This is a genomic window from Halomonas sp. ABH4_019, from assembly GCF_056159885.1.
Genome location: NZ_JBSWWC010000001.1, coordinates 256,892 through 279,551, shown reverse-complemented (window position 1 = coordinate 279,551; position 22,660 = coordinate 256,892). Strand labels below are relative to the sequence as shown.

The 22,660-nt window shown below is 69.6% G+C and carries 26 protein-coding genes; 15 read left to right on the top strand and 11 right to left on the bottom strand.

Translation table 11 applies throughout. From position 1 onward, the window contains the following. The first annotated feature begins 8 nt into the window (after positions 1-8). Complete coding sequence (locus ACXAFN_RS01275; protein WP_474985495.1) at positions 9-443, top strand: GNAT family N-acetyltransferase; 435 nt, start codon at positions 9-11, stop codon at positions 441-443. A 48-nt stretch (positions 444-491) separates the two neighbouring features. Beyond that, on the top strand, positions 492-878 hold the full coding sequence (locus tag ACXAFN_RS01270; protein ID WP_474985493.1) for a tautomerase family protein: 387 nt from the start codon (positions 492-494) through the stop codon (positions 876-878). Here the strand turns inward: ACXAFN_RS01270 and ACXAFN_RS01265 are convergent. Continuing rightward, complete coding sequence (locus tag ACXAFN_RS01265; RefSeq protein WP_474985492.1) at positions 875-1,264, bottom strand: winged helix-turn-helix transcriptional regulator; 390 nt, start codon at positions 1,262-1,264, stop codon at positions 875-877. The genes ACXAFN_RS01270 and ACXAFN_RS01265 overlap by 4 nt on opposite strands. A 95-nt stretch (positions 1,265-1,359) precedes the next feature. On the opposite strand from ACXAFN_RS01265, the gene ACXAFN_RS01260 reads away from it, so the two are divergent. After that, positions 1,360-2,142: an HD domain-containing protein gene (locus ACXAFN_RS01260; protein WP_474985491.1), complete on the top strand. Its 783-nt coding sequence runs from the start codon at positions 1,360-1,362 to the stop codon at positions 2,140-2,142. An 11-nt stretch (positions 2,143-2,153) separates the two neighbouring features. Here ACXAFN_RS01260 and ACXAFN_RS01255 read toward each other — a convergent pair whose 3' ends face one another. After that, a complete protein-coding gene (locus ACXAFN_RS01255) occupies positions 2,154-2,651 on the bottom strand; it encodes a nucleoside deaminase (protein WP_474985489.1) in 498 nt (165 codons plus the stop codon). Between the two features lie 273 nt (positions 2,652-2,924). Between ACXAFN_RS01255 and ACXAFN_RS01250 the strand changes: the two genes are divergently transcribed. Next, entirely contained in the window at positions 2,925-3,716 is a 792-nt protein-coding gene (locus ACXAFN_RS01250) for a MotA/TolQ/ExbB proton channel family protein (RefSeq protein ID WP_474985487.1), read from the top strand. Further along, positions 3,709-4,548 carry a flagellar motor protein MotB gene (locus ACXAFN_RS01245; RefSeq protein WP_474985485.1) on the top strand — a complete coding sequence of 280 codons (840 nt, stop codon included), beginning with the start codon at positions 3,709-3,711 and terminating at the stop codon, positions 4,546-4,548. The genes ACXAFN_RS01250 and ACXAFN_RS01245 overlap by 8 nt, the downstream gene beginning before the upstream one ends. A gap of 10 nt (positions 4,549-4,558) precedes the next feature. On the opposite strand, the gene ACXAFN_RS01240 is transcribed toward ACXAFN_RS01245, so the two are convergent. The 4 genes from ACXAFN_RS01240 to ACXAFN_RS01225 all read right to left on the bottom strand — a co-directional run bounded on the left by ACXAFN_RS01240 (position 4,559) and on the right by ACXAFN_RS01225 (position 7,779). Further along, positions 4,559-5,194: a response regulator transcription factor gene (locus ACXAFN_RS01240; protein ID WP_474985483.1), complete on the bottom strand. Its 636-nt coding sequence runs from the start codon at positions 5,192-5,194 to the stop codon at positions 4,559-4,561. Positions 5,195-5,321: 127 nt separating this feature from the next. Further along, the gene (locus ACXAFN_RS01235) at positions 5,322-6,512 is read right to left on the bottom strand and encodes a sensor histidine kinase (protein WP_474985482.1); all 1,191 of its coding nucleotides are present in this window, start codon (positions 6,510-6,512) and stop codon (positions 5,322-5,324) included. After that, the gene (locus ACXAFN_RS01230; protein ID WP_474985480.1) at positions 6,512-7,162 is read right to left on the bottom strand and encodes a 2OG-Fe(II) oxygenase; all 651 of its coding nucleotides are present in this window, start codon (positions 7,160-7,162) and stop codon (positions 6,512-6,514) included. Before ACXAFN_RS01230 ends, ACXAFN_RS01235 begins: the two co-directional genes overlap by 1 nt. After that, positions 7,159-7,779 (bottom strand): CoA pyrophosphatase, encoded by a 621-nt coding sequence (locus tag ACXAFN_RS01225; protein WP_474985478.1) that lies wholly within the window; start codon positions 7,777-7,779, stop codon positions 7,159-7,161. The genes ACXAFN_RS01230 and ACXAFN_RS01225 overlap by 4 nt, the downstream gene beginning before the upstream one ends. A gap of 93 nt (positions 7,780-7,872) precedes the next feature. Here ACXAFN_RS01225 and ACXAFN_RS01220 point away from each other — a divergent pair, with 93 nt between their 5' ends. Beyond that, positions 7,873-8,430, top strand: coding sequence for an NUDIX hydrolase (locus ACXAFN_RS01220; RefSeq protein ID WP_474985476.1), 558 nt, complete (start codon positions 7,873-7,875; stop codon positions 8,428-8,430). 32 nt (positions 8,431-8,462) lie between these two features. On the opposite strand, the gene ACXAFN_RS01215 is transcribed toward ACXAFN_RS01220, so the two are convergent. Beyond that, positions 8,463-8,774, bottom strand: a complete 312-nt coding sequence (locus ACXAFN_RS01215) for an NGG1p interacting factor NIF3 (protein ID WP_474985474.1) — start codon at positions 8,772-8,774, stop codon at positions 8,463-8,465. A 166-nt stretch (positions 8,775-8,940) separates the two neighbouring features. On the opposite strand from ACXAFN_RS01215, the gene ACXAFN_RS01210 reads away from it, so the two are divergent. Then, the gene (locus ACXAFN_RS01210) at positions 8,941-9,780 is read left to right on the top strand and encodes a fructosamine kinase family protein (protein ID WP_474985472.1); all 840 of its coding nucleotides are present in this window, start codon (positions 8,941-8,943) and stop codon (positions 9,778-9,780) included. A 4-nt stretch (positions 9,781-9,784) separates the two neighbouring features. Here ACXAFN_RS01210 and ACXAFN_RS01205 read toward each other — a convergent pair whose 3' ends face one another. Then, a complete protein-coding gene (locus ACXAFN_RS01205; RefSeq protein WP_474985471.1) occupies positions 9,785-10,705 on the bottom strand; it encodes an alpha/beta fold hydrolase in 921 nt (306 codons plus the stop codon). Positions 10,706-10,875: 170 nt separating this feature from the next. On the opposite strand from ACXAFN_RS01205, the gene ACXAFN_RS01200 reads away from it, so the two are divergent. The 4 genes from ACXAFN_RS01200 to ACXAFN_RS01185 all read left to right on the top strand — a co-directional run bounded on the left by ACXAFN_RS01200 (position 10,876) and on the right by ACXAFN_RS01185 (position 17,763). Further along, entirely contained in the window at positions 10,876-12,336 is a 1,461-nt protein-coding gene (locus tag ACXAFN_RS01200; RefSeq protein ID WP_474985469.1) for a TolC family outer membrane protein, read from the top strand. A gap of 95 nt (positions 12,337-12,431) precedes the next feature. Beyond that, complete coding sequence (locus ACXAFN_RS01195) at positions 12,432-13,712, top strand: efflux RND transporter periplasmic adaptor subunit (protein WP_474985467.1); 1,281 nt, start codon at positions 12,432-12,434, stop codon at positions 13,710-13,712. Further along, a complete protein-coding gene (locus ACXAFN_RS01190; RefSeq protein WP_474985465.1) occupies positions 13,709-16,891 on the top strand; it encodes an efflux RND transporter permease subunit in 3,183 nt (1,060 codons plus the stop codon). The genes ACXAFN_RS01195 and ACXAFN_RS01190 overlap by 4 nt, the downstream gene beginning before the upstream one ends. A gap of 176 nt (positions 16,892-17,067) precedes the next feature. Further along, positions 17,068-17,763 (top strand): hypothetical protein, encoded by a 696-nt coding sequence (locus tag ACXAFN_RS01185; protein ID WP_474985463.1) that lies wholly within the window; start codon positions 17,068-17,070, stop codon positions 17,761-17,763. Here ACXAFN_RS01185 and ACXAFN_RS01180 read toward each other — a convergent pair. Beyond that, complete coding sequence (locus ACXAFN_RS01180; protein WP_474985461.1) at positions 17,755-18,375, bottom strand: TetR family transcriptional regulator; 621 nt, start codon at positions 18,373-18,375, stop codon at positions 17,755-17,757. The two genes, ACXAFN_RS01185 and ACXAFN_RS01180, sit on opposite strands and share 9 nt — an antisense overlap. Before the next feature lie 155 nt (positions 18,376-18,530). On the opposite strand from ACXAFN_RS01180, the gene ACXAFN_RS01175 reads away from it, so the two are divergent. Next, entirely contained in the window at positions 18,531-19,562 is a 1,032-nt protein-coding gene (locus ACXAFN_RS01175) for a succinylglutamate desuccinylase/aspartoacylase family protein (protein ID WP_474985459.1), read from the top strand. Here ACXAFN_RS01175 and dusA read toward each other — a convergent pair whose 3' ends face one another. Next, complete coding sequence (gene dusA, locus ACXAFN_RS01170; protein WP_474987440.1) at positions 19,563-20,564, bottom strand: tRNA dihydrouridine(20/20a) synthase DusA; 1,002 nt, start codon at positions 20,562-20,564, stop codon at positions 19,563-19,565. 148 nt (positions 20,565-20,712) lie between these two features. Between dusA and ACXAFN_RS01165 the strand changes: the two genes are divergently transcribed. The 3 genes from ACXAFN_RS01165 to ACXAFN_RS01155 all read left to right on the top strand — a co-directional run bounded on the left by ACXAFN_RS01165 (position 20,713) and on the right by ACXAFN_RS01155 (position 21,962). Beyond that, on the top strand, positions 20,713-20,952 hold the full coding sequence (locus tag ACXAFN_RS01165; RefSeq protein WP_474985458.1) for a hypothetical protein: 240 nt from the start codon (positions 20,713-20,715) through the stop codon (positions 20,950-20,952). Positions 20,953-20,987: 35 nt separating this feature from the next. Further along, positions 20,988-21,308 (top strand): TraR/DksA family transcriptional regulator, encoded by a 321-nt coding sequence (locus tag ACXAFN_RS01160; RefSeq protein ID WP_474985456.1) that lies wholly within the window; start codon positions 20,988-20,990, stop codon positions 21,306-21,308. Positions 21,309-21,371: 63 nt separating this feature from the next. Next, on the top strand, positions 21,372-21,962 hold the full coding sequence (locus tag ACXAFN_RS01155) for a hypothetical protein (protein WP_474985454.1): 591 nt from the start codon (positions 21,372-21,374) through the stop codon (positions 21,960-21,962). 9 nt (positions 21,963-21,971) lie between these two features. On the opposite strand, the gene ACXAFN_RS01150 is transcribed toward ACXAFN_RS01155, so the two are convergent. Next, positions 21,972-22,559: a helix-turn-helix domain-containing protein gene (locus tag ACXAFN_RS01150; protein ID WP_474985452.1), complete on the bottom strand. Its 588-nt coding sequence runs from the start codon at positions 22,557-22,559 to the stop codon at positions 21,972-21,974. Between the last annotated feature and the right edge of the window lie 101 nt (positions 22,560-22,660).

Sequence of the window (22,660 nt, the reverse complement as noted above, 5' to 3'; positions counted from 1 at the left end):
GCGTAGTGTTGTCGCTGAGCCCGGCGCGGGAGTCCGACCGTGACTGGGCCGCCGCCCTGGTGCAGGCCAACATGCGCGAGGACTATGAGCGCCATGGCCTTGATTGGCATCCGGCGGCGTTTGAGGCCGGCTGGGCCGCCGGCGAGAACCATCTGCTGTGGTGTGAAGGCGCCTGCGTGGGCTATCTGCGCCTCCACTACGGTGAAGGCATCGGCTATCTCCAGGACCTGCAGGTCGTGGCCGGTCGGCGCGACGTCGGGCTCGGCGCCCGGGCGCTCGAGGCCGCCAAGGCGCGGGCCCGCGAGCGTCGCCTCGAGGCGCTGCGGCTCAAGGTCTTCGCCGACAGCGCGGCCGTGCGGTTCTATCGCCGCCACGGCTTCGTCACGCTGTTGGATGATCCGCCGCTGGTCGGCATGGAATGTCGCCTGGCCGCGGCCGGGTGAACCCACCCGGGTCTCCAAGGGGGAGGCCCTAGCCCATAAGGAAATGACATGATCGTGATCTATGGCATCCGCCATCGTCTGGACCCCATCAAGGCTCGCCTCTCGGCGGTGATCCACGACTGCATGATGTCGGTGCTGGGCATGCCCGAGGACAAGCGGGCCCACCGCTTCATGCCGATGGACGCCGACGACTTCTATTACCCCGGCGGGCGCAGCGACGCCTACACCGTGATCGAGATCAACATGATGGCGGGGCGCACGGCCGAGACCCAGAAGGCCTTGATCGAGGCGCTGTTCGCGCGCATCGAGGCCCGGCTCGGCATCGCGCCGGTGGACGTGGAGATCATCCTCAAGGAGCAGCCGCCGCACTGCTGGGGCTTCCGCGGCATGACCGGCGACCAGGCCCGGGATCTCGCCTACCGCGTGCGCGTCTAGCCCGGCTCGCGTGTCGGCAGTTCCTCTGCCGTCAGCGCGAGGAAGTGCGCCGGTGGCGCATCGCACTCGGCCAGTTGGTCGCCGCCCCAGCGGGCCAGGGCCTGCATGGCCGGCAGCAGCGCCGCGCCCCGGGGCGTGAGGTGATACTCGTGGCGTTTCGATCCCGCTTCGGAGGGGACCCGTGCGATGATGCCGTGCTCGGCGAGCCGGCGCAGGCGGCTCGCCAGGATGTTGGTCGGGATCCGCTCGGCGCAGTGGCTGAAGTCGCCGTAGCGATGCTTGCCCTTGGTGATCTCGCGCAGGATCACCAGGCTCCAGCGATCGCCGACGAGTTCCAGGGCGCGGGCCAGGGGGCAGGGCGTCGGATGTCGAGTGGGGTCGTTCATGTCGCGCAGGATAGCGTCATGTGCCAATAGCTTGCAATGTGCAAGTTTTGCCCCTAGTTTACTTTCGTATTGAAAGTAACTAAAGGAGCTTGCCGATGCTCGGCCCCACCCCGGGTTCCTTCTCGTGGAGCGAGACGACGGAGGGTGTGCTCAACACCCGCGAGAAGGCGCATCTGATCTATCAGCTGGTGCGCAGCCAGTGGGACGAACGCCTGGGTCGGCTGGCCTGGCGGCTCGATCGTTCGCGTACCCGCAGGCGCGGCGTGGATCTTGCGCGCCTTCGGCCGCCCGACAGCGCCCTATGCCGTCGGGTCGAGGCCCAGGTGGCGGCACAGTACAGCCCCGCGCTGCTGGCGCACTGCTATCGCACCTGGTGGATGGGCGCGCTGGTGGGGCAGTCGCTGGGGGTCGAGGCGGATGCCGAGACGCTCTATGTGGCCTGCCTGATGCATGACGCCGGCCTGGCGGAAGCGCATGCCGGCTGCATCGCGGGCACGGCCTTCCAGGTTACCGGGGCCCGAGAGGCACGGCGGCTGGCGCTCGATGCGCGGTGGCGCGACGCCGATGCGATCCGCCTCTACGAGGCGATCAGCTACCACCTGAATCCGTGGCTCGACGCCGGCCGTCACACGGCGGAGGCCCTGCTGCTCAAGTACGGGGCGCACATGGACGTGGTCGGTGCCCATCGGCACCTGTTACCCGCGCAGGCGCTGGAGGAGATTCATCGACGCCACCCGCGCGACGGCTTCCGGCAGGAGATCACCCGCTCCATCCAGACGTTGCCGCATCAGCGCGGCAGCCATGCCGGGGTGCTGCGGCGGCTGGGCTTCGCCCGGCTGGCCGAGCGCAACCCCCTGGATCGGCGCCGTGGCGCCTGAGCGGCCGGGGGCTAGTCGGATGTCGACGCTTGCCCGGCACGGTGAAGGCGCCGGTGCAGGGTGTGCACTCGCTCGTCGAGTCCTTCGGCGGGCCCCTCCACGGTGACGCCCGGCACCACCTGCTGAATCGGCAGCGGGGCCACCGGCGGTGGCGGAACGCCCAGGGCGCCCAGCCATTCCCCCAGCTGGGCGCTGGAACTGGCATAGACGATACGGCCGAGCCCCACCCAACCGTGGGCTGCGGCGCACATCGGGCAGTGCTCGCCGGAGGTGTAGACGGTGGCCGCGGCCCGCTCCGCCGGGCTCAGGTGTTCCGCCGCCCAGCGGGCGATGGCGAACTCGGGGTGTCGCGTGGCATCGCCGCCGGCGATGCGGTTGCGATCCTCGAACAGCACCTCGCCGTCGGCCGACACCAGCAGCGAGCCGAAGGGCTCGTCGCCGGCCACCAGGGCCTCCTCGGCGAGGGTCAGGCAGTGTTCGAGATGCTTGCGGTCCGCGTCCTGGATCATGGTCGTCGTTCCTCGCTGCGCTGGCTCTTTCCCGGAGTGTAATCCCTGGCGGGCGCCGTGGCAGGTGCCGGGGGGATATCCGCGAGGCAAGTCGGCCGCGTGCCTCGGGCTGGGGCGTCGCCGAGGTCCGGGGGGGCGAGGGGGCAGGGCGCCGGGGATGCCCCCTGTCATGTGTGTGTTTCGTTGGGTAACGATGAGAGTGGAAGCCAACGATGCGGCCGACTATGTTGCCTGCCAGCCACTCGGCGCTTTCAAGGAGACAAGGAGTCGGACATGGACCTGGCAACTCTCATCGGCCTCGTCGGGGCCATCATCCTGGTGGGTACGGCGGTCGCCCTCGGCGCGTCGCCGGTGATCTTCTTCAACCCGCTGTCCCTGCTGATCGTCTTCGGCGGCACCCTGTGCGTGGTGATGGCCAAGTTCAGCCTTGCCCAGCTCAAGCAGGCCCTCAGAGCCACCAGCCGCGCCTTCAAGTTTCAGTTGCCGGACACGACCGCCAGCATCGACGAGCTGGTCGCCCTCGCCAAGACGGCACGCCAGAAGGGGCTGTTGGCGTTGGAGGGGGAGCAGGCGTCGAGCCCCTTCCTGCAGCAGGGGCTGCAGATGCTGGCCGATGGCTTCGATGACCAGACGCTGCGCGAGCTGCTCCAGAAGGAGCGGCTGCTGACCCTGGAACGCAACCAGTTCGGTGCCAACCTCTTCTCGGCGATGGCCGAAGTGGCCCCGGCGATGGGCATGATCGGTACCCTGGTGGGGCTGGTGCAGATGCTCGCCAACATGAGCGATCCGAGCTCGATCGGGCCGGCCATGGCGGTGGCCCTGCTGACGACCCTCTATGGCGCCATGCTGGCCACCATGGTGGCCAGTCCCATCGCCGCCAAGCTCTCGCTGCGCACGTCGCAGGAGGCGCGCATGCAGGCGCTGTGGATCGACGCGCTGATCGCCATCAAGCGGGAGACGAATCCCCGCGTCATCGAGCAGATGCTGAGCCTCTACCTGCCTCCGGAGCAGCGGGGCCGAGAGGAGGGTGGCGAGCTTTCGGCGGAGGCGACCGATCATGGATGAGATCACCCAGTCGAAGCGTTCCGGGGTGGCGGGCTGGATGGTGACCTACGCCGACCTGATGTCGCTGCTGATGTGCTTCTTCGTGTTGCTGCTGTCGTTTGCCGAGATCGATGCCGAGCGCTTCGAGCGACTGGCCGGGGAACTGGCCAGGGCCTTCGGTGTGCAGCGCGAGGTGCCGGCGGAGCAGATACCCATGGGGACCAGTCCGGCCTTCGATCGTTTCGCGCCGGGGCGCCCCCAGCCGACGCCCCTGGAGCAGGTGCGCCAGAGCACCAGCGAGGAGCGCCCGCGGCATGACACCTTCCGGGGCACCCTGGAGACGACGCAGGATCAGCGAATGAGGGCCGTCTCGCGGGAAGTCGCGGTACTGTTGGAAGACGCGGTGGCAAAGGGCCAGGTGCGCGTCGAGGCCGACGAACAGCGCATCGTGATGCGCATCCAGGAGCAGAGCACCTTCCGCTCCGGGGAGGCCCGGGTGCTTGCCCCGTTCGCCGAACTGCTGGGGCGGATATCGGAGGTGCTGGTCGATGTGCCCGGGCGGCTGGAGGTGGACGGTCATACCGACGACGTGCCGATCGGTGGCAGTCGCTATGCCAGCAACTGGGACCTGTCGGCGGCCCGCGCCGCTTCGGTGGCCAACGTGCTGATGGACAACCCGCGCATGGACCCGCAGCGGCTGGTGGTGCGGGGGTTCGCCGACACGCGCCCGTTGGTCGAGGAGCCGACGCCCCAGGCGCGGGCGCGCAACCGGCGGGTCGAGATCACCATCGATCTCGGCGTCTCGCGGCGCGCCATGGGAGCCGTCCCCTTCGAGGACCTGTCCGGCTCCTGACGCCTCGCGGTCATGGCCCCGGCAGCGTCGGCACCAGCCCCAGCGCCGTGACCAGGCGGACCAGTTCGGCCAGGTTGGCGGCGCCCAGCGCCTTCATGGCCCGCAGCCGGTAGATCTCCACGGTCTTGGCGCTGATCCCCAGGCGGGCGGCGATCTCGCGGCTGGTCAGGCCCTCGGCGATGTGGACCAGGATCGCCTGCTCCTTGGGTCGCAGGGCCGCGAAGCGCGCGTGCAGCGCCGAGCGTCGTGTGCGTTCCACGCGCTGCCGGCGCGATGCCGCCGCGGCACGCTGCAGCAGGTCGATGAGCTGCTGCTGGTTGAAGGGTTTCTCGACGAAGTCGAAGGCGCCCGCCTTCAGCGCGCTCACCGCCATGGGCACGTCGCCGTGGCCGGTCATGCAGATCAGCGGCGTCTCGTCGCCGCGCTCGATCAGGCGCTGCTGCACCTGCAGGCCCGACAACCCGGGCATGCGCACGTCGAGCAGGACGACGTCGTGGCGCTCGGGGTCGGTGGCGAGGAAGCTTTCGCCGTCCCCATAGGCCAGGGTGGACAGCCCCACGGAGTCGAGCAGCCAGGCCAGCGACTCGCGCAGGTCCGCGTTGTCGTCGACGATGGCGATGCAGGGAGGTGGGGGAAACTCGGTCACGCGGGACTCCGGCGGCGGGCGATGAAGGGCGCCTCGGGCGCAGCGAGAAGTGTACCCCCTGACGGTCCAGGCGGTCATGCCAAGGTCCGCGCTCGCGAGGCGCCGGGCGCCCATGGCCGGGCCTGGCTCAGCCGGTATCGGCGAGGCGCAGGGTGCCCCGAAACAGGGTGCCCTGGTCGCCGGTTGCCTCGAGGACCAGGCCTCCGCCCATGGCCTCCATCAGCGAGCGGGCGATGGCGAGCCCCATGCCGAGGCCGTCGCCTCGGGTGCTGTGGAAGGGCGTGAACAATCGTGCCCGGGTCGCCGCCTCGATGCCGGGCCCCCGATCCTGTACCCGGAAGACCAGTTCCCGGCCGCCCGGATGGCGGGCCGATATGGTGACGCGCTCGGCGCCGGGGTGATCGCGGCTGGCGTCCAGGGCGTTGCGCAGCAGGTTGACCAGCACCTGTTCCAGGGCCAGCGGGTCGCCCTGGACCGTCGGCAGGTCGTCCGGCAGGTCGTGCACCAGGCGCACGCCGGCCTGGCGGAATTGCCAGTCGCACAGCCGTACGGCGCCCTCGACGGCGGTGGCTAGCGCCAGGGGCGCGCAGCGGGTCTCGCCGCGGCGCACGAAGGTGCGGATCAGGCGCAGCCGTTCGGCGAGATCGCCGACCTGCTCGTGAATGCGCCCAAGCGGTAGCGCCAGGTCGCGGGCGGGGGCGTCCGGGGCGGCCTCGAGCCGCATCAGCGCGCCGCTGGCGTAGTTGGCGATGGTCGCCAGCGGCTGGTTGAGTTCGTGGGCGATGGTCGAGGCCAGTTCGCCGGTGGCCGCCAGGCGGTTGGCGTGGGCGATCTGTTCCTGATGGCGGCGCGCCTGGGCCTCGGCCTCGCGGCGTTGGCCGATGTCGCGCGATACACACAGGATGTCGAGCAGCTCGCCGCTGTCGGGGTCGCGGCGGGTGCGGCTGGTGGTCTCGATCCATACGTAGCGGCCATTCCGGGCCCGGAAGCGATAGCTGAGCCGATAGAAGCCGTCGCGGTGATAGACCCGGGGCGACTTGGCGAGCAGGTCGGCCAGGTCATCGGGGTGGAAGAGCGCGTAGGCCGAGACGCCGAGCAGCGCCTCCGGGGCGTAGCCGATCAGCTCGCGGGCGGCCGGGGAGGCATACAGGAAGGTGCCGTCGCGGGCGTGCCGGGAGATCAGGTCGGTGGTGTGCTCGGTCAGCCAGCGATAGTGGTCGCGGTCCTCGCCGAGCCGCGCGCAGCGCGACTCGAGCTCGGCTTTCTTGGCCTCGAGTGCCGCCAGGCGCGCCTCGAGGTCGGCACGTCCGTCCTCCATCAGCGGGCCGGGTCCACCAGGCCGCCCAGCGAGGCGTTGCGCCGGAACCAGCCGGCGATGCTGGCGCGGGGATGACGGGTCGGCAGCACCTCATGGGGCACCCGGTCCGAGAGGAAGCATACGAAGGTGCCGGCCTCGGGACGCACCCGAACCAGCTCCCGCTCGGGGTCGTCGGCGTCGTAGATCACCATCTCGCCGCCGCCGTCGTCGGGCCAGCCGGGATTGAGGTAGCCCACGGTGGAGATCACCCGGTTGGCGCGGCCGCGGAAGCTGTCGAGGTGGCGCCGATAGAAGGCACCCGGCGGGTACTGGGCGAAGTGGGCCTCGTACTCGAACAGCCCCAGGAACAGTGCTTGGTTGAGGGCCTGCTGCAGCTCGCCCATGGCCTCCAGGTAGCGGCGCTGGGCCGGGCTCTCGCGGTCGAGCCAGCGGATGGCGTCGCCGCGGATGTCGTGGCGCAGATGGTGCTCGGTGCCGCGCCCGACGCCGGCGGCGGCCAGGGCGTCGCGAGCGGCCATTTCCTCGACCTCGGCCAGCAGCGGGGCATGCAGCGTCTCGGGCAGGAAACCCTCGCCGAGGTACCAGCCCCGTTCGACCAGGGCATCGAGCAGTTCGCTGAGCCGTGAAGGCGGCAGGTGCGGAGGGTTCATGATGGCGTCACCCGGCGTTCGGGATGAAAGCGCAGTTCACCCGAGGGGCGTCGGAACAGGCTGATCGGCATGTCGAAGCCCTCGGCCAGCAGCTCCACCAGCATCATCGACGACAGCCCCCAGATCACGTGGTCGGCGTGGCGGTAGCTCGGCACGAAGTAGTCGCGGCCGTCGACGCGAATCACGTCGGTGTGGGTGCGGCGGTCGGCCAGGAAGTCCGCTACGGGGACCTCGAAGATGGCGTCCAGTTCGCCCCGGTCGGCCACCAGTGGCAGGTCCGGCGGGATCACGCCCACATAGGGCGTGACCTTGAGGCCGTGCAGCGACAGCACCTCCGAGAGCCGGCCGAGGACCTCCACCCGGGCCGGCGGCAGGGCGATCTCCTCCTCGGACTCGCGCAGCGCGGTGGCCAGCAGGTCGGTATCCCCTTGCTCGCGCTTGCCGCCGGGAAAGGCCACCTGCCCGCTGTGGGTGGCGAGATGGGCGGCGCGGCGGGTGAACAACAGGGTGGGCTCGGGGCGCGCCACCACGGGGATGAGCACGGCCGCCTGGGGCAGGTCGACACGCAGTCGATGCGGCGCATGTGCTTGCAGGCGCTCGCGGAGTTTCTCTAACATGGTGATTCCGTCGGGTTTCACCCCTTTTACCCAGTCGCCGTGTGCGGCGTCAAGCCCGGCTCATGTCCCGCCGCCAGCCTGCCAGGGAGCGCCATGAACTTTTGCAGCCATTGTGGTCAGCCGGTCCGATTCGCGATTCCCGACGGCGACGACCGGCCACGCTACCTGTGCGAGGCCTGCGGGACCATCCACTACCAGAACCCGCGCATTGTCGCCGGCACCCTGCCGGTGCATGGCTCGCGGGTGCTGCTGTGTCGCCGCGCCATCGCTCCGCGCAAGGGCTACTGGACGCTGCCGGCGGGCTTCATGGAGAACGCCGAGACCACCGTCGAGGCGGCGGCTCGCGAGACCCGCGAGGAGGCCCTGGCCGAGGTGGCGATCCATCATCTCTACACCCTGATCAACCTGCCGCATATCGACCAGGTGTTCATGATCTTTCGCGCCGAGCTGACCGGCGACTTCGGTGCCGGCCCGGAGAGTCTCGAGGTCGCGTTGTTCGAGGAGCGGGAGATTCCCTGGGACGAGCTGGCCTTTCCCACCATCGAGCGTACCCTGCGCCACTTCTTCGCCGACCGTCGGGACGGCGACTTCCCGCTGCACGTCAGCGACATCACCCCCGAGGATCGCGAGCGCTACTTCGGCTCGGCCTGATGCGATGATCGCCGCCGACGTCGTCGCCCCGGTCACAGGTCCGCGAGCCGCCAGGCGTCGTAGGCCGGTTCCTCGTAGGGGTGCGCACGCCTGAGCGCGGCGAGTGCCTCGTCGATCAGGGCGTCCTCGCAGACCAGCTCCACCTTGAGCTCCGCCACGCGTTCCAGGTCGCCGACCCGGCCGAGGTGAGGGTTGGCCCCCGCCAGCGGGCGGAACTGGCCCGTGCCGGGCGTCTGGAAACAGCAGGCCTCATAGTCGCCGATGCGTCCGGCGCCGGTCGCGAAGACGGCCTCCTTGACGGCCTCGGCGTCCTCCACGGGCACGAAGAAGGCGAGCTTGTACATGGGCATCTCCCGTCATTCGAGTGTCGTCCTCCCGTTGTGCCACAAGGCGCCCCGGGTGTCAGCCGATGAGCCGTCGACGGCGCCGGACGCCGCGAGCCGAGGAGACGTTTTGACAGGCCGCTGTCGAGCGACGAGCCTCTGGGACGACCACCAAAGGAGGACCGTCATGCATCCTGCGCTCGATGCCCTGCTGCGCCGCCATGGCATTCGCCCACGAGGGGAGCCCACGCCGCTGTCCGGCGGCGACATCGCCGCCGTCTATCGCCTGTCGACCGACCGTGGCGAGGCGGTGGCCAAGCATGACGACGCCGTGCGGCTGGCCGGCGAGGCGGAGGGGCTCCAGGCGCTGCGCCAGGCGTCGCCGCGCCTGGTGGTCCCGGAGGTCTGGGGAGAAGGCGATGGTTGGCTGGTGATGGAGGCCCTGGCACCGAGGCCTCGAGCGCCGCACGACGAGATCATCCTGGCCGAAGGGCTGCGCGAGATGCATGCGGCCGGCACCGCGCCCCATGGCTGGCCCCGGGACAATGCCTGCGGCGCCACGCCTCAGCCCAATGCGCCGCTGGCCGACGGGCGCGCCTTCCAGCGTGAGCGCCGCCTGCTGCCCCTGGCGAGGGCCTGTCATGCCCGGGGGCTGCTGGACGATCGGCTGCGCCAGCGCGTGGAGGGCGTGGCCCATGGCCTCGAGACCTGGTTGCCGGACGCCTCGGCGAGCCTGGTACACGGCGATCTGTGGTCGGGTAACGTGCTCTATACAGCGCGCGGGCCGGCGCTGATCGACCCGGCGGTCTATCGTCACTATCCGGAGGTCGACCTGGCCATGCTGACGCTGTTCGGGGCCCCTTCATCGGCCTTCTTCGAGGCCTACTGGCAGGGCGACGCGCCCGAGGACTGGCCGCGCCGCGAGGCGTTGTTCCAGCTGTATCCGCTGCTCAATCACCTGCTGCTGTTCGGTGGCGCCTACCGGGAGGGGGTGGCTCGGGCCCTGGCTCGGGTGGAGCGGGTCTGAAGCGTCAGCCCCGAGGCCCACGGCACAGCCAGGCCAGTCTGCGTCGCCACCAGGCCGCCCGGGGGCGCGGTGACGGCGCGCCGGCCGGCAGGGGGAGGGTCAGGAAGTCGGCGATGGGCGCGACCTGGTCGGGACGGTCGAGCATCGGGGCGTGGCCGCAGCCGGGGGCCTCCAGGCGGACCAGCGTCGGCTGCTCGCGTTGCATGCGGTCCACGCTGTCGGCGCGCAGCAGCGGCGAGTCGGCGCCGCGCACCACCATCAGCGGGCAGCGGATGGCCCGCCAGTCGGCCCAGGTGTCGCGAGGCGAGTCGTGGACAAACTGCTCGCCGATGCGGGGATCGTAGTGGTAGGTCCAGCCGCCGTCCGGGAGCCGGCGGGCGCTCTCGAGAGCCAGGCGTCGCCAGGTCGCCTCGTCCTGGATGCCGAAGCCGGCGTAATGGGCACGCAGCTCCGCGGCGAGGTCGCTGAAGCGGCTGAAGCGGTGCGGCACGCCGAAGTAGCTGGCCAGCGAGGCCAGGCCGTCCGGGTCCAGTTCCGGCCCCACGTCATTGAGCACCAGGCGTTCGATGCGCGGGGCGGTCTCCGCGTCGGCGGCCAGCAGCATGCCGAGCAGCCCGCCCATGGAGGTGCCGACCCAGGGCACTCGCTCGAGGGCGAAGTGATCCAGTACCGCGACTGCTATGGTCATGTAGTGGGAGTACAAGTAGTCATGGGAGGGATAGAGCGACCAGCTGGACAGGCCGCGCCCGGGCGTGTCCGGGGCCAGGACCCGCCAGCCGGGGCCCAGCCGACGGGCGAGCTCGGCGAAGTCGCCGCCATGGCGGGCCAGCCCATGCCAGGCGATCAGGGTGCGGGGCGCGTCGGGATGCCAGACGCGCACGGCGATCTCCAGCTCTCTGACGCGCACGAAGGCCAGGTCGTCCATGGGCGCTCCTCTATGGTCATGGCCTATGCTGCTTTGCAGCATAGTCGATTCCACGGTCGTCGCCGTTCGGTGTGATAATTTTCACGCTAATTGCATGGACCGAGGATGGATTGCCGCTACAAACATGCGACAATGAATGTATAGTCACACTTCGCAGAAGGAACTTGCCGATGAAGCCGTTTCATCCGGTGCCGGCGGGGCGTCTCGCCCTCTTGCCTTGCCTGCTGGCCCTGTCGCTGGCCGGCCAGGCCCAGGCCGCCGACTTGTTGACCATCACCCAGGATGCCCTCGACCGCAATGCCAGCCTGGCCTCGGCCCGGGCCCAGTATGGCAGCGTGGAGGCGGGCCGCGATGTCGAACAGGGCGATCTGCTGCCGCAGCTCACGGCCTCCGGGCAGGTGGCGCACAATCGTCAATACGAGAGCCAGCGTTCCTCGCTCGCCGCCGCCGGCGGCACGGGAAGCAGCGGCGAAAGCGATGACAGCTACAACAGCGCCGCGCTGTCCCTGGAGGCGACCCAGGCGCTGTATGACGCCTCCAACAGCGCCGAGGTCGAGCAGGCCGAGCGCCAGATCGACCAGCAGACCTACCAACTGGCGGCCACCGAGCAGCAGGTGCTGATCGACGTGGCGTCGGCCTACTTCGATATCCTGCGGGCCCACGAGATCCTCGAGGCGCGTCGCGCCCAGGAGCGGGCCATCGGGCGCCAGCTCGAGCAGGCCCAGGAGCAGTTCGACGTGGGACTGATCGCCATCACCGAGGTGGAAGAGGCCAGGGCCAGCTATGACCAGTCGCGGGCCGAGCGGATCGCCGCCGAGAGCGATCTGCAGGTCAGTTTCGAGGCCCTGGAGCGGTTGACCGGAGAGCGCTACGAGAGCATCGACGCCCTTCAGGAGGCCATGCCGGTGACGCCGCCCGAGCCGAGCAATCGCGATGCCTGGGTCGACCTGGCGATGGACAACAATCCGCTGGTGCTGGCCAGCCAGGCCGGTGTCGAGGTGTCGCGCAGCGGCGTGGACATCGCCCAGGCCCAGCGGCTGCCGGTGGTGCAGGCCTTCGCCAACTACGACTATGCCGATGCCGACCAGGATGGCCTCGAGGGGCACTCGTCCTCCAGCCAGGTCGGCGTGGGCGTGAGCCTGCCGCTCTACACCGGCGGGCGGACCAGTGCGGGGATCCGCCAGTCCACCTATTCCCTGGAGGCCAGCCAGTACGACTTCGAGGACCAGCGTCGCCAGACCATCCAGCAGGTACGCTCGCTGTACACCCAGGTCAGCAACGACGTGGCCACGGTGGAGGCCAGGGCCCAGGCCATCGTCTCCAACCAGAGCGCGCTGGACGCCACCCGCGCCGGCTACGAGGTCGGCACCCGCAACATCGTCGACGTGCTCAACGCCGAGCAGAGCCTCTACGATGCCATCGCCGATCATGCCGATGCCCGCTTCAACTACGTGATCGACCTGCTCACCCTGCGTCAGCAGTCGGGCACCCTGAACGTCGAGGCCATCGAGTCGATCAACGATTGGCTGGCGGACGACCAAAGCGTCTACCTGTCGCTGCCCGATGCCCGCGAGGGTGGCCGCTACGACGAGGCGATGGACATCGGCGCGCCGCCGCGTCCCGAGTCGTGAAGGCGCTTACGTACAAGCATGGATGTATGTTTAGATCCGTTTCCGTCGCTCGCTGACCCGCGTCGACGTTCGATCCCCTAACGAGATTGTCAGGCATGAAAACGACCCTACAACGCAGCCGCGCCGGGCTGCTGGCGCTGGCCGCGGGCCTGCTGTTGTCCGCCTGTGGCCAGGACGAAGCCTCCCAGCAGCAGGCCGCGGCGCAGGGCGGCGAGGCGCCGCCGCAACCCAAGCAGGTGGCGACCCTGGCGCGCCAGGACATCCCCCTGGACAAGTCCTACCCCGCCAAGCTGCGCAGCGAGAGCGAGGTGACTCTGGTGGCGCGCGTCACTGGTTTCCTCGAGGCACGCCACTTCGAACCCGGCGAGATCGTCGAGGAAGGCGAGAGCCTCTACGCCATCGAGCCGGATCTGTACCAGGCGACCGTGGCCCAGCGCGAGGCCGATCTGGAGAGCGCCCAGGCCGAACTGGCCCGGGCGCGCCGCGATGCCAACCGCTTCCAGCAGCTGCTCAGCCAGAACTCGGTGAGCCGCCAGCAGGTCGACCAGGCCCAGGCCGATCTCAACGTGGCTCGGGCCAGCGTGGCCCAGGCCGAGGCGGCCCTGGCCAGCGCCCGCATCGACCTGGGCTATGCCGACGTCACCGCGCCGGTCGGCGGGGCCATCGGCCTCAGCCAGGTCAATGTCGGTAACCTGGTCAGTTCCGGCACCGAGCTCGCCACCATCACGCCGCTGGACCCGCTCGAGGTGCGCTTCCAGCTGCCCCAGCAGGATGCCTTCGCGCTGCGTCGCCAGCTCGGCGATGCGTCGCTCGACGATATCGGCGCGAGCCTCGAACTGCCGGGGAGCGAGGGTAGCCTCGAGGGGCATCTGGAGTTCCTGGGCTCGCGGGTGGACGAGGCCACCAGTACCGTCCAGGCCCAGGCCTCCTTCGCCAATCCCGAGGCGCGTGTCCTGCCGGGGCAGTTCGTCCGGGTGCGCCTGGAGGGCCTGAAGCGCTTCGAGGTGCTGGCGGTGCCCGAAATCGCGCTGGGCCAGGGCCTGATGGGGCCCCAGGTGTTCGTGCTCGACGAGGACGACGTGGCGCGTGCCCGGCCGGTGGAGCTCGGCGAGCTGGCCGGCCCCTGGCAGATCCTGACCGGCGGCGTGGAGCCGGGCGAACGGGTGGTGGTCGGCGACCCGGCCGGCCTGCAGCCGGGCACGCCGATCCAGGCCCAGCCCTTCGATGGCGATGCCGCGGCACTGGTTGCCCAGGCCAATGCGGCCCAGCCTGCCGGCCAGGGCCAGGGCCAGGGCCAGGGCCAGGGCCAGCAGCAGGGAGATAACGGTGCGGCCGCCGGGCAGGCCGCATCGGCCGAAGAGGACGCGGCGGAATGAACTTCTCCAACTTCTTCATCAAGCGACCGATCTTCGCCACGGTGCTGGCGATCATCCTGACGGTGATTGGGTTGATGAGCATGCGGGTGCTGCCCATCGAGCAGTATCCCAGCGTGGTGCCGCCCACGGTCTCGGTCAATGCCACCTTCCCCGGGGCCGACGCCGAGACCGTGGCCCAGACGGTGGCGGCACCGCTGGCGGAAGCCATCAACGGCGTCGAGGACATGCTCTACATGACCTCGACCAGCGCCGACAACGGCTCGATGAGCCTCTCGGTGTCCTTCGATATCGGCACCGACGGCGACATCAACACCATCAACGTCAACAACCGGGTGCAGGGGGCGCTCTCCCAGCTGCCCGAGGCGGTGCAGGACCAGGGCGTGACGGTGGAGCTGCGTTCCAGCTCGATCCTGATGCTGGTGTCGCTGATCTCGCCCCAGGGCGACTATGGCAAGGTCTACATGCAGAACTATGCCACCCTCAATATCCTCGACGAGCTGCGCCAGGTGCCTGGCGTCGGCGAGGCCGAGGTGCTGGGGGGCGGTGACTTCGCCATGCGCATCTGGATGGACCCGGACAAGCTGGCCCAGTACGACCTGACGCCCTCCGAGGTGGCCAGCGCGATCCGTGCCCAGAACACCGAGGTGCCGGCGGGCAGCCTGGCGGCCACCCCGCAGTCGGAGCCGCGCGCCTTCACCTACACCATCACCGCCGGCGGCCGGTTGAGCAGCGTCGACGACTTCCGCAAGATCTTCCTGCGCACCAATCCCGACGGTTCGGCGCTGCGCCTGGACGACGTGGCGCGGATCGAGCTGGGGGCCTCCTTCTATGGCGTCGATGCGCGGTTGAACGGCGGCACCATGACGCCGATCCTGATCAACCAGCAGCCCGGCGCCAACGCCCTGGAGACCGCCCGCGGGGTCCAGGCGACCATGGACGAGCTGGCCACCCGCTTCCCGCCGGGGCTCGAGTACGTGGTGCCCTATGACACCACCCAGTTCATCGACGCCTCCGTGGAGACGGTGCTGCACACCTTCATCGAAGCCTTCCTGATCGTCGGCGTCATCCTGTTCATCTTCCTGCAGAACTGGCGCTTCACGGTGATCGCCATGTCGGTGGTGCCGGTCTCGGTGCTGGCCACCTTCGCGGGCTTCTATGCCTTTGGCTTCTCGATCAACCTGCTGACGCTGTTCGCGCTGGTGCTGTCGATCGGCATCGTGGTGGACGACGCCATCCTGGTGGTGGAGAACGTCGAGCGGGTGCTCAGCGAGGATGAGGAGATCACCGTCCTGCAGGCCACCGTGCGGGCCATGAAGGAAGTCGGCGGGCCGGTCATCGCCACCTCGCTGATCATGGCGGCGGTGTTCGTGCCGGTGGCCTTCCTGGGCGGCTTCAGCGGCCAGATCTATCAGCAGTTCGCGTTGACCGTCGCCGTGTCGGTGGCCTTCTCGGCGCTGATGGCGCTGACCTTCACCCCGGCGCTGTCGGCGATCTTCATCAAGCACGACCTGCACCGCAAGGAGTCGGCCTTCCGGCGGGCGGTGCGCACGCCGCTGCGGCTGTTCGATCGCCTGTTTGCGGGGATCACCGCCGTCTACATGTGGATAGTGAAGCGGCTGGTGCGCTTCTGGGGCCTGGCGCTGCTGCTCACCGCCCTGGTGGGGGCGGGCTCCTGGTGGCTCTACCAGAGCACCCCGTCGACGCTGGTCCCCGAGACCGACCAGGGCATCGTGATCGCCGCCGTCCAGTTGCCGGACTCGGCGTCGCTGGCGCGCACCAACGAGTACATGTCGCAGTTGAGTGCGGGCATCGAGGAGATCCCGGGGGTGAAGTATTCCTCGGCGGTGGCGGGCTACGACATGCTGACCAGCTCGGTGAACACCGCCCGCGGGGTCATCTTCGTCAACATGGAGCCCTGGGACGAGCGCGATCTCACCGCCACGGACCTGATCGGCAAGATCATGGGCCTCGGCGCCCAGACGCCGGGCGGAACGGCCATCGCCTTCAACATGCCGCCGATCATCGGGCTGTCGACCACCGGCGGCTTCACCGGCTACCTGCAGTCCTACGAGGGGGCGTCGCCCCAGGAGCTCTATCAGGCCTCGCTGAAGGTCATGCAGGCCGCCGGCCAGAACCCGGTGCTGCAGCAGGTGTTCACCACCTTCAACGTCAACGTGCCGTCCTTCCGTGCCGAGATCGACCAGCAGAAGGCGCTCAGCTACGGCGTGTCGCTGCAGGCGCTGAACTCGACCCTGGGCAACACCTTCGGCAACGGCTTCGTCAACTACTTCAGCTATCAGGGCCGCAACTTCCAGGTCTACCTGCAGAACGAGGACGAGTTCCGCAAGACGCCGGACGACATCTCCAACGTCTACGTGCGCGGCGGCGACGGCGAGCGCATCCCGCTCTCCGAGTTCGTGACCCTGGAGCGCCAGACGGCGCCGGCGGTGGTGACGCGCTTCGGCGTCTACCCGGGGGCCCAGTTCCAGGGCGGGCCGGCGCCGGGCTACAGCTCCAGCCAGGCCATCGCCGCCATGGACAGCGTCGTCGAGGAGACCCTCGGCGATGGCTGGGGCATGGGCTGGACCGGCACCGCCTACCAGGAGAGCCAGGCAGGCAGTGCCGCGACGCTGGCGATCGTCTTCGGCCTGCTGATGGTGTTCCTGATCCTGGCGGCCCAGTACGAGAGCTGGTCGTTGCCGCTGGCGGTGCTCACGGCGACCCCCTTCGCCTTCCTGGGCGGCATCGGTGGCATCGCCCTGCGCGGGCTGGACACCAGCGTCTACGTGCAGATCGGCATGCTGGTGGTGGTCGGCCTGGCGGCCAAGAACGCCATCCTGATCGTCGAGTTCGCCGAGCTGCAGCGCCGCGAGATGGGCAGGACCATCCGCGAGGCGGCCATCACGGCGGCAGAGCTGCGTTTCCGGCCGATCGTCATGACCTCGCTGGCGTTCATCTTCGGCACCCTGCCGCTGGCCTTGGCGACCGGGGCGAGCGATACCAGCAGCCACCACATCGGCACCACGGTGGCGATGGGCATGGCCTCGGTGGCAGTGCTCGGCAGCCTCTTCGTGCCGACCTTCTACGCCATGATCGCCAGGACCACCGACTGGCTGAGGCGCAAGACGCGCGGCGACCAGGCCGACGAGCGACCGGCGCTGGAGCAGGACGCGACCTGACCTCGGCCGCGGCCTGATCGACGGGCACCGCCTCCACCGGGGCGGTGCCCGTTTTCGTTGGGTGGGCACTGTCGCGGCATGCGACCAAAGTGGCAATCTTCGCGTCGATGGCGACAACTACCCTGAGGGCAGGGGAAACACTTTGCCGGCTAATCGGGCCGGCCCAAGGAGCCGCCATGAACGCCATCGCCTCGCTCGCCCTGAGCTTCCCGCTGATCGTCTTCACCGTGCCGCTGGCGCTGCTGGCCATCTATTGGCTGCTGGTGCTGCTGCGCCTGGCGCCCACCGAGTTGTTCGAGCACGACAGCCTGCGCAACGATCACCTGGCCAGCACCCTGGTCTCGCTGGGCTTCGCCGGTGTACCGGCCTCGCTGGCGCTGAGCGTGCTGGTGGTGCTGGCCGCGGCGCTGACCCTGGCCGTCGAGCTGGCGGTGCTGAGCTGGCTGCCGCTGGGGTTCTTCCGTATTCCCGTCGGCGTCGCGGTGATCTGGGCGGCCTTCGCGTTGGCCTCGCCGCTGGCGGCCGGCCTGTGTCGCAGGCTGCACCGGCGACTGCACTGCCACCCGAACCTGTCGCGGCGCTGCCTGCTCGGCGAGCGGGTGCGGGTCACCCGGGTGGAGGACGAGGCGGCGACCGCCGTGCTGGATGACGATCCCGGCCGCGAGGTCACCCTGCTGGGCAAGGCAGGCAATCTGCCGCGCCTCGGCGAGACGCGTATCCTGGTCAAGTACCTGGCCGGGCAGGAGGCCTATCGCTCGGTGCTGGAGCGGGACTACCTGGATGCGCGCACGCGGCTGGTGCGCCTGCATCTGCTGGAACGCCATGAGCGGCCCATGGACGAGGGGCACAACGGTTCGTCGCCCTCAGGTTGAGGCGTCTTCCCGGGTGAGCAGGCGCAGCTGGGCGTCGACCAGCCAGGTGCCGCGCTCGACCAGCGAGAAGGCCTCGCTGTCACGCAGCCAGTCGTGGAACAGGCCGCTGAGCACCGATTGCAGCAGCTGGGTGGCCAGTTCGGGGCTGACGTCGTCGCGCAGCAGGCCCTGTTCGCGGGCCACGGTGAAATAGTCGAGCAGGGCGTCCAGGCATTCGCCGGCCATCTCGGATTGCATGGCCTGGGGGTCGATGTCGCTGAAGAACTCGCAGCGGTGCAGCAGGATGGCATGGACCCGTTGGTGACGGGGCTGCTCCAGGCGCCGAAAGCCCTGCCGGCAGCCCAGGCGAATCGCCTCCATGGGGGTGGTATCGTCGACGTCGATCTCTTCCACCAGTTCCTCGAAAGGCATGCGGACGCGATCCAGCATGGCGCGGAACAGGTCGGCCTTGTTGCGAAAATGCCAGTAGACGGCGCCGCGGGTCATGCCGGCGTGGCGGGCGATCTGCTCCAGCGAGGTGCGCGCGACGCCCTTGTCGAAGAACATTTCCTCGGCGGCATCCAACAGGGCCACTCGGGTGGCTTCGGCTTCGGCCTTGGTGCGTCTGGCCATGGTGATGATCGACTCCGGGAGGGTGCGCTCCCATTCTACCTAAGCCGAGCGACGCTTTACATTCATCCATGAATGGTTGTCGGGCCGGCATGCCTTGTGATGCGCTGCGGGATACGGGAATATGCGTGAATACCGTTTCAGCAGGAGGTCGCGCCATGGCTCGTGCCCCTTTCGAACTCGCCGGCGTGCGCGTGGCCCCGGGGTCGCGCAGCCAGATCGATGTGCCGGTGGCCCGGCTCTATACCCATGCGCCGCTGCATATCCCGGTGGAGGTGGTCCATGGTCGCCAGCCCGGGCCGGTGATCCTGGTCTGTGGTGGCATTCACGGCGACGAGATCAACGGCGTGGAGATCGTGCGCCGGCTGCTGCGCTCGCGGCAGATCCAGCGGCTGCGCGGGACCCTGATTGCGGTGCCCATCGTCAACGTCTTCGGCTTCGTGCAGCACAGCCGCTACCTGCCCGATCGCCGCGACCTGAACCGCTGCTTCCCGGGCAGCGAGTCGGGCTCGCTGGGCAGCCGCGTGGCGGCGCTGTTCCGCCAGCAGATCGTCGATCAGGCCTCCCATGTCATCGACCTGCACACCGGGGCACTGCACCGTACGAACCTGCCCCAGATCCGTGCCCAGCTGCGTCCCGGCAGCGAGACCGAACGCATGGCCGACGCCTTCGGGGCCCCGGTGATCCTCAACGCCGATCTTCGCGAGGGCAGCCTGCGCCACTATGCCGAGCGCCATGACATTCCGGTGTTGACCTACGAGGCCGGCGAGGCATTGCGCTTCGACGAGTGGGCGATCGCGCCTGGGGTGCGCGGTGTGCTGAGGGTGATGCGTCGGCTCGGCATGCTCAGCGGCGAGCATCGTCGCCGGGCGCCGCCCGCCGCCGAGGTGGCCAATGGCTCGAGCTGGGCCCGGGCGCCCATCGACGGCATCCTGCGGCCGCAGGTGCGGCTGGGGGCGCGGGTGGCCGAAGGCGAGCTGCTGGGGCGGGTCGCCGATCCCTTCGGCAATGCCGAGGGGGAGGTGCGGGCGGTAGCCGACGGCATCGTCATCGGCATGAGCCGCCTGCCGCTGGTCAACGAGGGCGAGGCCCTGTTCCACATCGCGCGCTTCGATGCCATCGAGGAAGCCGAGAACGCCGTCGAGACCTTCCAGTCGACCCTCGAACCGCCGCCCGACCCGCTGTACTGATCAGCCGGCCAGGGCCGGGGCGGGGGACGGTTCGGGAACCAGCCCCAGGGCATCGTCGAACACCGCCAGACCCGCGCCCTCGCGGTGGGCGTGCTCGGAGAGGTGGCGGCGAAACTTGCGCCCGCCGGGGCAGCCCTGGAAGAGGCCGAGCAGGTGGCGGGTGAGATGATTGAGCTTGGCGCCTCCTTCGAGGCGCCGAGCCATGTAGGGGCGCAGCGCCGCGGCGGCAGCGTGGCGACTCGCCGCCGGGCCGGGCTGGCCATAGAGATGTTCGTCGACCCCGGCCAGCAGCCAGGGATTCTGGTAGGCCTCGCGGCCGACCATCACGCTGTCCACGTGCTCGAGGTGGCCTCGGCAGTCGTCCAGGGTCTTGATCCCACCGTTGATGCCGATATGCAGCTCGGGACGGCTGGCCTTGAGGCGGTGGACGCGCGGATAGTTGAGCGGCGGGATGTCGCGGTTCTCCTTAGGCGACAGCCCCTCGAGCCAGGCCTTGCGGGCGTGCACGATGAAGACCTCGCAGCCGGCGTCCGCCACCCGCGCGATGAAGTGGGCGAGGTCGGCGTCCTCGTCCTGGTCGTCGATGCCGATGCGGCACTTCACGGTCACCGGGATCGAGACCGCCCGGCGCATGGCCGCCACCGCCTCGGCCACTTTCTCCGGGTGGGCCATCAAGCAGGCGCCGATCAGGTTGTTCTGGACGCGGTCGCTGGGGCAGCCGACATTGAGGTTGACCTCGTCATAGCCCCACTCCTCGGCGATCGCCGCACATTCCGCCAGCGCGCCGGCGTCGCTGCCGCCCAGCTGCAGGGCCAGCGGGTGCTCCACGGTATCGAAGCCGAGGAACCGTTCCCGGGGGCTGCCGTGGAGGATGGCGCCGGTGGTGACCATCTCGGTGTAGAGCAGGGCACGCCGCGTCAGCGTCCGCGCGAAGGCGCGGTAGTCGCGGGTCGTCCAGTCCATCATCGGGGCCACGGAGAAGGTGCGGTCGAGGTCGGTCATCGGCATCACGGTGGTCGGGCAGGGTGGCGCATATTCTACCAGCCACGGCGCCGGTTGCGAGGGGGGGGAGCCAGCGTGAGAAGGTGTCGCGGCGATGTCGTCCATACTCGGAGAGGTCATTCACGATTCGGCGGCCGGAGGGACACGAATGAACGACCAAGAACGCGATGCGTCGCGGCACGAACTGCTGGCTCGGGTGCTCCAGCATGGTGGCGTGCTGGCCGCGCCCTTCGGCCATGCCGGAGAGGATTCGCACCAGGCCAGGATCCTGTCGGACATCGATGCCCTGGAAGCGTCGGGGCATCTCTCGGTGGATCGCGATGCCGGCGGTGCACCGCGTCGGCTCAGGCTGTCGCCGCAGGGGTATCGTGCCCTGGGGGTTGGCTGATCGGCGGGTGTGCGGTAGAGCAGAGGAGAGCGGCGATGGGGAATCGCAAGACCGAACTCGAGCGGCTGCGGGACGAACTCCAGGCGCGCCTGGAGCGCTATCGGGTCCATCGGCAACGGCCGGGGGGACCGGTGGACAAGGACATGGAAGACCAGTCCCTGGAGACGCGCGACGACGAGGTGGTGGCCTCGCTGGCGGCGGAGGCCGAGGATGAGTTGGGCCAGGTGCGCCACGCCCTGGCGCGGATTCGCGAAGGGCGTGGTGAGGTCTGCGAGCGTTGCGGCGGGGTGATCGATGCGGGGCGCCTGGCCGCGGTGCCCCACGCGACCCTGTGTCGGGAGTGCCGTGGCGCCTGATGGGCGCGAGTGGCCCGATGAGGTGATAGGCTGGCGACGCATCCCTGGACACGGAGGACGGGCATGAGGGCATGGCATCGAGGCATTCTGTTGGCGGGCCTGGCGGCGGTGCTGGTCGGCTGTGGGGGTGGCGAGGAAGAGGCGCCGCCGGCCGATGAGCGGCTCGGCGGGGTGGCCCAGCCCGAGTCGCCTGCGCCCGAGGAGCCAGCGGCGCCCGAGGTGGCGCCCTTCGACGAGGTCGTGACCATCGAGATCGGGGCCCGGCTGCGCAGCGATCGCCGCCTGGTGGTCGAGGGCACCACCAACCTGCCCGGCGCCACGCGCCTGCAGGTGCTGGTGGAGCGCGAGGTCAGTGGGGTGCGCTGGCAGGAGCGCACCCGGGTCGAGGCCGGCGGGTTCTCGGCGGGGCCCTTCGGCCCGGGAAGCGGTCTGCCGGATGGCGGCTATCGCATCACCGTCAACATGCCCGTCGCCGAGGTGCAGCCCCCGGCGGTGCGGGCGCGGCTCGGCGAGCGGGGGCAACACCTGCGCGGGCCTCTGGTCGAGGGCTCGCGACACGGGCTGGGGCAGGTGGTCAGCGCGACCCAGCGTGTCCTGGTCGGCAGCGAGACGCGGCAGACCACCGACCGGGTGGAAGTCATGGAACTGGAGTGAGGGGCGGTATCACAGCGCCTCGTGGCGCCACAGTGAGACGACCTTGCCCAGCAGCCGGCAGTCCGGGGTGTAGGGCGCGGGGGCGGCGTCGTCCTGGCGCTGGAAGGTCAGCTCCCCCTTGGCGTCCTGCTGTACCCGGCGCAGCGCCAGGCGGCCGGCTTCCTCGATCAGGTAGAGGCCGGGCTGGCGGAAGATCTCGGTAGGGGCGATGGCCGCCAGGTCGCCGATGCCGAGGTAGTCGAAGCCCTCGCCCGGCGCCGGCGTCACCAGGTGGCAATCGCCATCCCAGCGCTGGCCCGGGGTGAGTTCGATGGGCAGCTCGATGCCTTTGACATCGGGCGTGGCCCAGGGAGGTGGGGCCTCGGCCCTCAGGAACAGCGGGGAAGGGCGCGTGGGGGCGTCGTCGAGCAGCGCGGACAGCGGGCAATTGAGGGCCGCGGCCAGGGCCACCAGGCGCTCATGGCCGATCTGCTTGATGGCGCCGGACTCCCAGTACGAGATGGTGACGTCCGAGACGCCGACCCGGCGGGCGAGGGCGGCCTTGTTGAGCTTGGCCTCCAAGCGGAGATGCTTGATCCGAGGGCCGAGTGTTTCCATGAACGTCGTCCTGTCTGAGGTCATCTATAAGAAAGCGATGGTCTGCGATTGCTTGGGGCTGTGCAATAGCGCGCATCAACGATAGGACCGCGCGCCGAGGC

Excerpts from the sequence above, each read along its gene's own strand:
- ACXAFN_RS01210 (WP_474985472.1), top strand. The coding sequence starts at position 8,941 with ATGCATCCTGCGCTCGATGCCCTGCTGCGCCGCCATGGCATTCGCCCA.
- ACXAFN_RS01150 (WP_474985452.1), bottom strand. The coding sequence starts at position 22,559 with ATGGAAACACTCGGCCCTCGGATCAAGCATCTCCGCTTGGAGGCCAAG.
- ACXAFN_RS01230 (WP_474985480.1), bottom strand. The coding sequence starts at position 7,162 with ATGAACCCTCCGCACCTGCCGCCTTCACGGCTCAGCGAACTGCTCGAT.
- ACXAFN_RS01165 (WP_474985458.1), top strand. The coding sequence starts at position 20,713 with ATGAACGACCAAGAACGCGATGCGTCGCGGCACGAACTGCTGGCTCGG.
- ACXAFN_RS01180 (WP_474985461.1), bottom strand. The coding sequence starts at position 18,375 with ATGGCCAGACGCACCAAGGCCGAAGCCGAAGCCACCCGAGTGGCCCTG.
- ACXAFN_RS01220 (WP_474985476.1), top strand. The coding sequence starts at position 7,873 with ATGAACTTTTGCAGCCATTGTGGTCAGCCGGTCCGATTCGCGATTCCC.
- ACXAFN_RS01175 (WP_474985459.1), top strand. The coding sequence starts at position 18,531 with ATGGCTCGTGCCCCTTTCGAACTCGCCGGCGTGCGCGTGGCCCCGGGG.
- ACXAFN_RS01245 (WP_474985485.1), top strand. The coding sequence starts at position 3,709 with ATGGATGAGATCACCCAGTCGAAGCGTTCCGGGGTGGCGGGCTGGATG.
- ACXAFN_RS01200 (WP_474985469.1), top strand. The coding sequence starts at position 10,876 with ATGAAGCCGTTTCATCCGGTGCCGGCGGGGCGTCTCGCCCTCTTGCCT.
- ACXAFN_RS01185 (WP_474985463.1), top strand. The coding sequence starts at position 17,068 with ATGAACGCCATCGCCTCGCTCGCCCTGAGCTTCCCGCTGATCGTCTTC.
- dusA (WP_474987440.1), bottom strand. The coding sequence starts at position 20,564 with ATGACCGACCTCGACCGCACCTTCTCCGTGGCCCCGATGATGGACTGG.
- ACXAFN_RS01160 (WP_474985456.1), top strand. The coding sequence starts at position 20,988 with ATGGGGAATCGCAAGACCGAACTCGAGCGGCTGCGGGACGAACTCCAG.
- ACXAFN_RS01205 (WP_474985471.1), bottom strand. The coding sequence starts at position 10,705 with ATGGACGACCTGGCCTTCGTGCGCGTCAGAGAGCTGGAGATCGCCGTG.
- ACXAFN_RS01250 (WP_474985487.1), top strand. The coding sequence starts at position 2,925 with ATGGACCTGGCAACTCTCATCGGCCTCGTCGGGGCCATCATCCTGGTG.
- ACXAFN_RS01215 (WP_474985474.1), bottom strand. The coding sequence starts at position 8,774 with ATGTACAAGCTCGCCTTCTTCGTGCCCGTGGAGGACGCCGAGGCCGTC.
- ACXAFN_RS01235 (WP_474985482.1), bottom strand. The coding sequence starts at position 6,512 with ATGGAGGACGGACGTGCCGACCTCGAGGCGCGCCTGGCGGCACTCGAG.
- ACXAFN_RS01255 (WP_474985489.1), bottom strand. The coding sequence starts at position 2,651 with ATGATCCAGGACGCGGACCGCAAGCATCTCGAACACTGCCTGACCCTC.
- ACXAFN_RS01190 (WP_474985465.1), top strand. The coding sequence starts at position 13,709 with ATGAACTTCTCCAACTTCTTCATCAAGCGACCGATCTTCGCCACGGTG.
- ACXAFN_RS01225 (WP_474985478.1), bottom strand. The coding sequence starts at position 7,779 with ATGTTAGAGAAACTCCGCGAGCGCCTGCAAGCACATGCGCCGCATCGA.
- ACXAFN_RS01155 (WP_474985454.1), top strand. The coding sequence starts at position 21,372 with ATGAGGGCATGGCATCGAGGCATTCTGTTGGCGGGCCTGGCGGCGGTG.
- ACXAFN_RS01195 (WP_474985467.1), top strand. The coding sequence starts at position 12,432 with ATGAAAACGACCCTACAACGCAGCCGCGCCGGGCTGCTGGCGCTGGCC.
- ACXAFN_RS01260 (WP_474985491.1), top strand. The coding sequence starts at position 1,360 with ATGCTCGGCCCCACCCCGGGTTCCTTCTCGTGGAGCGAGACGACGGAG.
- ACXAFN_RS01265 (WP_474985492.1), bottom strand. The coding sequence starts at position 1,264 with ATGAACGACCCCACTCGACATCCGACGCCCTGCCCCCTGGCCCGCGCC.
- ACXAFN_RS01270 (WP_474985493.1), top strand. The coding sequence starts at position 492 with ATGATCGTGATCTATGGCATCCGCCATCGTCTGGACCCCATCAAGGCT.